The organism is Paraburkholderia antibiotica (assembly GCF_012927125.1).
In the GTDB taxonomy this organism is placed as follows: domain Bacteria; phylum Pseudomonadota; class Gammaproteobacteria; order Burkholderiales; family Burkholderiaceae; genus Paraburkholderia; species Paraburkholderia antibiotica.
In genome coordinates this window covers 1-7,766 of the sequence record NZ_JABBFZ010000044.1, presented here as the reverse complement: position 1 = coordinate 7,766, position 7,766 = coordinate 1, and the positions used below count along the sequence as shown (strand labels likewise).

The window sequence follows — 7,766 nt, the reverse complement described above, 5'->3', positions numbered from 1 at the left end:
ATGGAACCGCTCGGCTATATCCCGCCCGCCGAGGCTGAGGCAAACTACTCCAGGCAACTCAGAAATGCCGATGACGTGCCCGCATTAACTTAAACCAACCGGCCTCCACCATTCCCGGTGCGGTTCAATGCGCCCACCACGACGGGAACACGCATGGAACAACACGAAGTCATTCTGGGTGTCGATACGCATCTCGATACACATGTCGGTGCAGTAATCAGCGAAACAGGGAAGCTCCTTGGAACCCTGTCGGTGGCGGCCGAAACTGCAGGGTATCTCAAGCTGCTGACCTGGGCGAATCCTCCTGGTCATCTGCGCCGCGCTGGCGTTGAAGGGACTGGCACCTATGGCACAGGCTTGGCCCGCGTGCTGCGCGATCACGAGATCGAAGTGCTGGAGGTCAATCGCCCCGATCGGGCTGCGCGTCGCTCGCGAGGGAGAGGCTGCGCTCGTTGGGTGACACACCTATGTTGAAGACTTTGGCCACCACACTGCGCTTGCTGGCAAAGCGCTACCTCGCGCTCGCGGAAGAGCTCAAGACGCTTGATGCGATGCTCGGGCGCTTGACCCTGAAGCATGCCAGACGGCTTCGGGAACGATTCGGCGTTGGCCCTCAAACGGCAGCAGTGCTTGTCGCCGTTGCAGGCGACAATCCGGAACGCTTGAAAAGCGACGCTGCACTGGCTGCGCTTTGTGGGACGAGCCCATTGCAGGCATCATCTGGCAAAACGGTCCGACATCGCCTAAACCGCGGAGGCGACCGTTCTGCGAACAACGCCTTGTGGACCATTGCCACGGTGCGAACGCGCAGTGATCCGAGAAACCGGGCGTACGTCGAGCGACGAACCAAGGAGGGCATGTCGAACAAGGAGATTCACCACTGCCTGAAGCGTTATATCGTCAGGGAACTGTACCCGCTCATTCTGGCCGACCTGTCCGAATCAGCACGCACTTCTTGACATAGGAGCGTCAACGCGCCAACGGAAAGCTTCTTCAACAGCCTGAAGAACGAGCGCGTGCATGGCACGAGGTATCGTACGCATCGCGAAGCCGTCGCGAACTTGTTCGAATACATCGAAATGTTTTATAACCGCAGTCAGCGTCATTCATCGCCTGGCTTCATGTCGCCAACCCAATTCATGCAAGACTGACTTGTGGCTCAGCGAACAAGGGACGCGGCGGCATAACCCCGGGCCTCTGGAAGGCGAAAAACCGGGGGAACCTCATTGCGCGGCTTGCGCGCTTTCTGTTGCGTCGCGATGGCGCGATTGTGCGCACGCACTACGCGATCGCAATCGAACAAGGCACTGCGCGTGAAGTGGTCAGCCGGCAACTCAGGGGCTTCGAGCAGCGAGGTTGGCTCACGCTGCGGCGCGGTCGCATCGAACTACTTCACCGTGCCGTATTGCAGGCGTTGCACGACGAATCAGTGACTAAGTCACTGATTCGTGAGACCGGCTGATTTATGCTACCGGTACCGTAACTTAGAAGCTGTTGCGAAATTAGTTACGCTAAGGGTGGGGTCGTGCCCAGCAAATCAAGGCGCAAGCTAACGAGAGGAAGGTTTCGTGGATATACGCGTAGCGATCCTAACGAATTTTCAGGCGTCGAAACGGCACTATCAGGTTGATGGAGAAGCGGGGATGGAATGAAGCGATGAAGAAGACAAAATCGCTTTACCACGGCTCCCGCTTCGCTGCCGTCGTCATAGGCTGTGCGGTTCGGTGGCATTTCCGGTTCAGTCTGAGCCAGTAGGACGTCGGGGGAGTTGTTGCTTGAGCGCGGTGTCGTGGTCACGTACGAAACGATCCGTTGCTAGTGCGACAAATTTGGCGCTGGATTCGCCCAGTGCGCCAGAGCTGCGCGGCGCAAACCAGGCAGCACATGGCATCTGCACGAGATGTTCGTGAGGCTGCACGGCAAGCCGTATCTGTTGCGGCGAACGGTCGACGAGCATGGTGCAGAACTCGACGTGCTCGTGCAAAAAGCGGTGCGACAAGACCGCGGCGAAGGCTGACATTCCCAATCTCGCTCATGTGAAGCACGTTTCGTCAAGGCGGCTGCACGCGTGAACAACCGTGCCGAGAACAGCCGCCAGCGGACCCGCAGGCGCGAACGCCAGATGTGTGGCTTTCGTGGTGCGCGTCGCACGCAGGCTCCTCTCCCATGCTTCGGCCCGATCCGGCAGCATTTCGTGCTGCCCACATGCGGCATGTCATCGTGCCGCCCTTCAGGAACGCTTTGACAGAGTCCCCGCGACACAACTATGAAACAAGCCCTTGCTCTCCATTTCGATGCCACTCTCGCGCAAGCGCTGGCGGATGCCGCCCATCCCTTCGGCGCACCCGCTGGCATGCGGCTGTTCGCAACCGGCGCCCTCTGCAGACAGTTCCTGTTGCTAACCGAAGGTACGGTGCGGGTACAGTCGATGTCTGAGGCTGGACGCGAGATCGTGCTCTACCGCGTCAACCCGGGTGAGAGCTGTGTGATGACAAGCGCCTGCCTCCTCGGCGCACGCACCTATCTTGCCGAAGGCGTCGCGGAGACAGCGCTGCGCGGCGCGCTGCTGCCTGCGCCCGCGTTCGAGCGACTGTTGGGTGAATCGACCGCCTTTCGCTCCTTCGTCTTCGGTGCCTTCGTCCAACGGCTCGCGGGATTGGTCGAAAAGGTGGGCGAAGTCGCCCTCGAACGCATCGATGCCCGGCTTGCGCGCTTTCTGTTGCGTCACGACGGCGCGATTGTATGCACGCACTACGCGATCGCAATCGAACTAGGCACAGCGCGTGAAGTGGTCAGCCGGCAACTCAGGGGCTTCGAGCAGCGAGGTTGGCTCACGCTGCGGCGCGGTCGCATCGAACTACTTGACCGTGCCGCATTGCAGGCGTTGCACGATGAATCAGTGACTTAGTCACTGAAGCGTGAGGCCGGCTGATCTAAGCTGCCGGTACCGTAATTTAGAGGCTGTTGCGAAATTAGTTAGGCTAGGGGTGGGATCGCGCCCAGCAAATCAAGGCGCAAGCTAACGAGAGGAAGGTTTCGCGGATATACGCGTAGCGATCCTAACGAATTTTCAGGCGTCGAAACGGCACTATCAGGTTGATGGAGAAGCGGGGATGGAATGAAGCGATGAAGAAGACAAAATCGCTTTACCACGGCTCCCGCTTCGCTGCCGTCGTCATAGGCTGTGCGGTTCGGTGGCATTTCCGGTTCAGTCTGAGCCAGTAGGACGTCGGGGGAGTTGTTGCTTGAGCGCGGTGTCGTGGTCACGTACGAAACGATTCGTTGCTAGTGCGACAAATTTGGCGCTGGCTTCGATGTGAAGCACGTTTCGTCAAGGAGGCTGCATGCGTGAGCAACCGTGCCGAGAACAGCCGTCAGCGGACCCGCAGGCGCGAACGCCATCGTGATGCACGTCGCACGCAGGCGCTTCTCCCATGCTTCGGCCCGATCCGGCAGCATTTCGTGCTGGCCAGACGACTGGGTGACCGCACCGACATGACTACTCGAATGTGTCAGGCGGTCGCCTCGCAGAATCACAAAGGACACCACCCATGAAATCTTACCGTGAGCTTCTCGCGCAGCGTGCGCAACTTGATCGTGAAATTGAGGTGCTCCGTCACGCAGAACGGACGGGCGTAATCGAAAAAATTCACGCAATGATGAGCGAGTATCTAATTACGCCTGGAGAACTCGACGAGCGTCGTGACCGCCGGCGTGGGCCGCGTAGCCCGGTAGCGCCAAAATATCTGAACCCCATCACCGGGCAAACGTGGTCTGGCCGCGGAAAGCTACCAGGCTGGCTTGCGGGTAAGGATCGCGAGCAATACCGGCTTGTGCCGTACGCCCCAATGGGCGCGAGTAGTAGTGCGGTACCCGGCGCTCAGCAGGCCCTGTTGCTTAACGGGCTGCCGGATGTGTTGATGGACAACACTGGGCTGAAAGTATTCGGCGCGGATCAGTGGCTGCAGGAAAAACGGCACTATCAGGTTGATGGAGAAGCGGGGATGGTCTGAGCCAGCAGGACGTCGGGGAGTTGTTGCTTGAGCGCGTTGTCGTGGTCACGTACGAAACGATTCGTTGCTAGTGCGACAAATTTGGCGCTGGTTTCAATGTGAAGCACGTTTCGTCAAGAAGGCTGCATGCGTGAGCAACCGTGCGGAGAACAGCCGCCAGCGGACCCGCAGGCGCGAACGCCATTGTGATGCACGTCGCACGCAGGCGCTTCGTCCATGCTTCGGCCCGATCCGGCAGCATTTCGTGCTGGCCAGCCGCAAGATGAATGCGACATGTCATCGTGCTGCTCTTCAGGAGCGTTTCAGCGCATGACTTAGTTGGACCGCTACTGCTACATCCCGGAACGTTATCTAATACGGATAACTACACTTTGTGAAAAAACAGTGGTGGCCTGGCGGACCGTGCTCCTCTATTGAAGTTGACTGGCAAACCCGGTTTTCCGTTTGCACCGGAGCCGGAGTTCAGTCTATCGAACCAGTGTGGGCCCGACGCGTTGTTGTGGCAGCGCAGTGCGTTGGGTCGGAGAGGAAATCGCTAAAACACGGGAGAGAGTGGTCAAGGTTCCGTCCTGTACGCCTGAAGACGGAGGGCATCTGACTGCGCATTTCCTGAATAGTGGCGACATTGCAGTGTCCGTGACACCGGACGATACAACAACACGGAGTGGTATCGAATGCGTACCGAATTGCCGAAGCACAGCGCCGGAGCGGGCCGAGGGTGGGGCGCGCGCGTTGCGATCGCGCTATTGGTAATGACATTGGCGGCCTGTGGCGGCGAAGGAAGTTCCACCGGAAGTACCGGTTCCGGGGGCGGCCCCGGTTCTGAGGGCGGGCCCAACAACGGAAGTACCGGCGGCACGACAGGATCCGGCACCGGTTCGACAAGCTCGGTGCGCCCACTGGCGCTGCCAGTGGAGTTGCTCAGTGACGGCAATCAGCCCTACGTGGCCGAAGTAGTGCTGAACCTGACCGAAGCCAGCGTGGGCTCGGCTACCCAACTCGCTTTCACCTGCCACCGTTGCGGTTTTTTTGGTGCGCCGGAGTGGGAGAAGACGTCGCGTCCTCCCACCAAAATCAAGGCCAGCGTACGCGTGCTGGGCGGTGTCGATACGTCCCAGGATGCCGCGGTACCTTGGGTAGACATCACCGACCAGAACGTACAGATGCCAGCCCCTGAACGGCTGCAAGGAGGCCTGAGTGTCAGTGGGTTATACACAGCGCGCATTCAATTGGCGCTGGACGCCGCCACGCGCGCGCGACTCACAGCCGCCGAGGGGGGCAATCGCATCCAGTTCCGCTTTAACGGCACAGATGGTGAATCCAACGGCTACCGCATCCTTAAGCTGGATTTCCAGGATGCCGCCGGGCAAGGGCTGTCGGTGAATCCGGTGCAGCAGGCCGACATCGCTACCGAAAAAAACCAGTCCTATGCAGCGGCCGATGTGGCAGCTGGCGCGGTGTTGTGGAACAAGGGTGCCTACCTGAAGAAATCGAGCATCGTCCTCCGCACGATCAACGCCTCCTGCGCGTCCTGTCATGCTGAAGCGGGGCGGGACCTGCAGTACTTCAACTACTCGAACAACGCGATTACACAGCGCGCTCATTTTCATGGCCTGAGCGACACCGAGGCCAGGCAGATCGTGGCCTATGTGCGCTCCAACCAGGCCGATGCGGTGCACGTGCCACAGGCTTCGCCCTGGAACCCACCCTACCAGCCCGGGCCTGGCCTGGACAGTCGAGACATCCGCCAGTGGGCCGCCGGGGCAGGCCTGGATGCCGTGATTGAGACTCCGACTGCCGCGCTCAATGCACTGTTCGGCGCCGATCCGAAGGGGACGCAGATTACCGTGACACAGCAGATGGTGGATAACCTGATGGACCCGAGCCAGGTGAATAACACGCGTGAGACGGCCACTTCGTTGCAGTTCCCGGACTGGAACGCATGGCTGCCCTCCATCAGCCCGGAAGACGCATGGCCGGACAGCAAGGCAAGCGGGCAGTCCAATTCAAAGGGCTCGTTCAACCAGGGGGAGGCCTTCAGCGCCGACAGCGCCACGTATTCGGTAGTTCGCCAACCCAAACAGGTGATGGCGCAACTGGACGCATGGCTGGCCTCGCACAAGGGCAACACCTGGGGGGACTGGTCGCACCTGAGTGACTCGGATCGTTATGCAGCCTTCAACCTGATGCAAAACCTGGGATGGGAGGCCTACCGATTCGCCGGCGGGGGGCGTAGCAATCACGTCGCGTCTACAGGAGCTTATGGTAGTCAGGTTGCTGCAGACAACCTTCTGAGCTTTGGCGATGCCACCACGATGGCGCTCAACCCCATCGGGACCAACTACAACTCGTTTGTAGAGCGCGCTGAGTTGTCCATCACGCAATGGGAAATCGTGCAGCAGTGGAATCTGGTGCAGAAATACGGACTGGAGGGCAACCAGAAGTGGTTTGTCCCAGGTCCGGGCACGACGCCAACCAGCTTTAAGGGCATAGGTGAAGTGCGCGGATGGGCGCTTCAAACCCCGGGCCTGTTCTTCGTCGCGCCGCATATGACCTATCAGCCCTCAACCGATACGAACAATCTTACGATCTTTGAGTGGGAAGATCCGAAGAATCCGGTCGGCTCCTACTATCGCACCAATCTGTGGTACGACTTGACGATGGTGACTAATCCTGGCGCGGCGAGGCAGTTTTCCAACTATCCAGTGGATTGGGGCTACCACACGCTGTTCAGTGGAATGTTGAGCGATATCGTGCGGAGCATGGGGACCGCCGACGCCCTCGCGCTCGCACAAACCCACGAGCTGCGCGAGGTCCAGGTTAAAGCCAAGCAGGGCCAACAAGGCTTTAACGACCTCGCGTTAAGCATACCGTACACGGATGGAAGTACGTGGGACAACATTCCCGATGGGGGAGAGCATGGTCGGGCGGGCGCTCTGTTGCAACTGATTCCTGCGGGCTGGGTCTTCGTGTCCCCCGAGGACGGCACGTCGCGTTATGCGGACCTCAATGCCCTTCAGCCGGGGTTGTACAACCAGATCGTCAACGGTTCCTTTTTCCAGTTCAACAACCTGCTTGGTCCTCAATCGGGACACCCCGTCTCAGATTGGCGGCGTTGCGATCCCAACCTGGTGACCGTCAACGGTTTCATGGAGCCGTATTTCTCGGGACGCTTCTGTATGGATCGTGCGCGATCGGTGTTGGGGGTCAACAGCTCTGGCAAGCATTTTCTGAATGGGGGGGGCATGAATACCACCTCCACATTGCTGCTCTACAGTGCCTTGAAGGGGCAACAACTTGGTGTAGATTCCGCGAGGCTGACTGACTTCAACAACTGGATCAATCAGATGTGGCCCGAGCAATGATCGATGGCTCATCGGCTGCAGGTCCTGTCAACGAGAGATCGTCGCCAGATAAAATCGCGATATGAAGAAGAGCAAATCGCCTTATTACGACTTCCGCTTTCCGGCGGCGATCATCAGTTGCGCTGTACGCTGGTACTACCGCTGCAAGCTGAGCCTTTGCGACATTGAGGAACTGCTGCCTGGTATCCGTGGCGCATAGAAGTGGGCGCGCAAATTCGGACGGTCGGATAAGTGGAACGCTCGGGGCCTGAGCCGGCGATAAAGAGGTGGCCTCACCCGTTCGGACAGACTTCTGAGATTTTTAAGTGGAACGTCCGGGGCAGTCATGCTGCCAATTTGATCGCAGGCAGCGTCGCGAAGTATGCCTCATCCGGCGTGCGCTCTTCCA

The 7,766-nt window shown here is 59.2% G+C and carries 6 protein-coding genes and 4 pseudogenes; all 10 read left to right on the top strand.

Features of this window, described 5'->3' with window-relative positions; genetic code table 11:
• The first annotated feature begins 153 nt into the window (after nt 1-153).
• The gene (locus tag HHL14_RS34060; protein ID WP_407945326.1) at nt 154-474 is read left to right on the top strand and encodes an IS110 family transposase; all 321 of its coding nucleotides are present in this window, start codon (nt 154-156) and stop codon (nt 472-474) included.
• A gap of 77 nt (nt 475-551) precedes the next feature.
• The gene (locus tag HHL14_RS34055; RefSeq protein WP_407945327.1) at nt 552-959 is read left to right on the top strand and encodes a transposase; all 408 of its coding nucleotides are present in this window, start codon (nt 552-554) and stop codon (nt 957-959) included.
• A 12-nt stretch (nt 960-971) separates the two neighbouring features.
• Nucleotides 972-1,151: pseudogene (locus HHL14_RS32375) on the top strand (IS3 family transposase); the annotation flags it as partial.
• Nucleotides 1,109-1,462, top strand: coding sequence for a helix-turn-helix domain-containing protein (locus HHL14_RS34050; protein ID WP_169501673.1), 354 nt, complete (start codon nt 1,109-1,111; stop codon nt 1,460-1,462). The pseudogene HHL14_RS32375 and the gene HHL14_RS34050, both read left to right, overlap by 43 nt.
• Nucleotides 1,463-1,656: 194 nt before the next feature.
• Nucleotides 1,657-2,270 (top strand): annotated as a pseudogene (locus HHL14_RS33455) (DDE-type integrase/transposase/recombinase).
• A complete protein-coding gene (locus HHL14_RS32360) occupies nt 2,267-2,908 on the top strand; it encodes a Crp/Fnr family transcriptional regulator (RefSeq protein ID WP_169501671.1) in 642 nt (213 codons plus the stop codon). The pseudogene HHL14_RS33455 and the gene HHL14_RS32360 overlap by 4 nt, the downstream one beginning before the upstream one ends.
• A 218-nt stretch (nt 2,909-3,126) precedes the next feature.
• Nucleotides 3,127-3,555: pseudogene (locus HHL14_RS33450) on the top strand (hypothetical protein).
• On the top strand, nt 3,552-4,013 hold the full coding sequence (locus HHL14_RS32355; RefSeq protein WP_169501670.1) for an H-NS histone family protein: 462 nt from the start codon (nt 3,552-3,554) through the stop codon (nt 4,011-4,013). The pseudogene HHL14_RS33450 and the gene HHL14_RS32355 overlap by 4 nt, the downstream one beginning before the upstream one ends.
• 674 nt (nt 4,014-4,687) lie before the next feature.
• Nucleotides 4,688-7,378: a hypothetical protein gene (locus HHL14_RS32350; protein ID WP_169501669.1), complete on the top strand. Its 2,691-nt coding sequence runs from the start codon at nt 4,688-4,690 to the stop codon at nt 7,376-7,378.
• A 61-nt stretch (nt 7,379-7,439) separates the two neighbouring features.
• Nucleotides 7,440-7,556 (top strand): annotated as a pseudogene (locus tag HHL14_RS33445) (IS6 family transposase); the annotation flags it as partial.
• Nucleotides 7,557-7,766: the final 210 nt, after the last annotated feature.

Excerpts from the sequence above, each read along its gene's own strand:
- HHL14_RS34060 (WP_407945326.1), top strand. The coding sequence starts at position 154 with ATGGAACAACACGAAGTCATTCTGGGTGTCGATACGCATCTCGATACA.
- HHL14_RS34055 (WP_407945327.1), top strand. The coding sequence starts at position 552 with ATGCTCGGGCGCTTGACCCTGAAGCATGCCAGACGGCTTCGGGAACGA.
- HHL14_RS32360 (WP_169501671.1), top strand. The coding sequence starts at position 2,267 with ATGAAACAAGCCCTTGCTCTCCATTTCGATGCCACTCTCGCGCAAGCG.
- HHL14_RS32355 (WP_169501670.1), top strand. The coding sequence starts at position 3,552 with ATGAAATCTTACCGTGAGCTTCTCGCGCAGCGTGCGCAACTTGATCGT.
- HHL14_RS32350 (WP_169501669.1), top strand. The coding sequence starts at position 4,688 with ATGCGTACCGAATTGCCGAAGCACAGCGCCGGAGCGGGCCGAGGGTGG.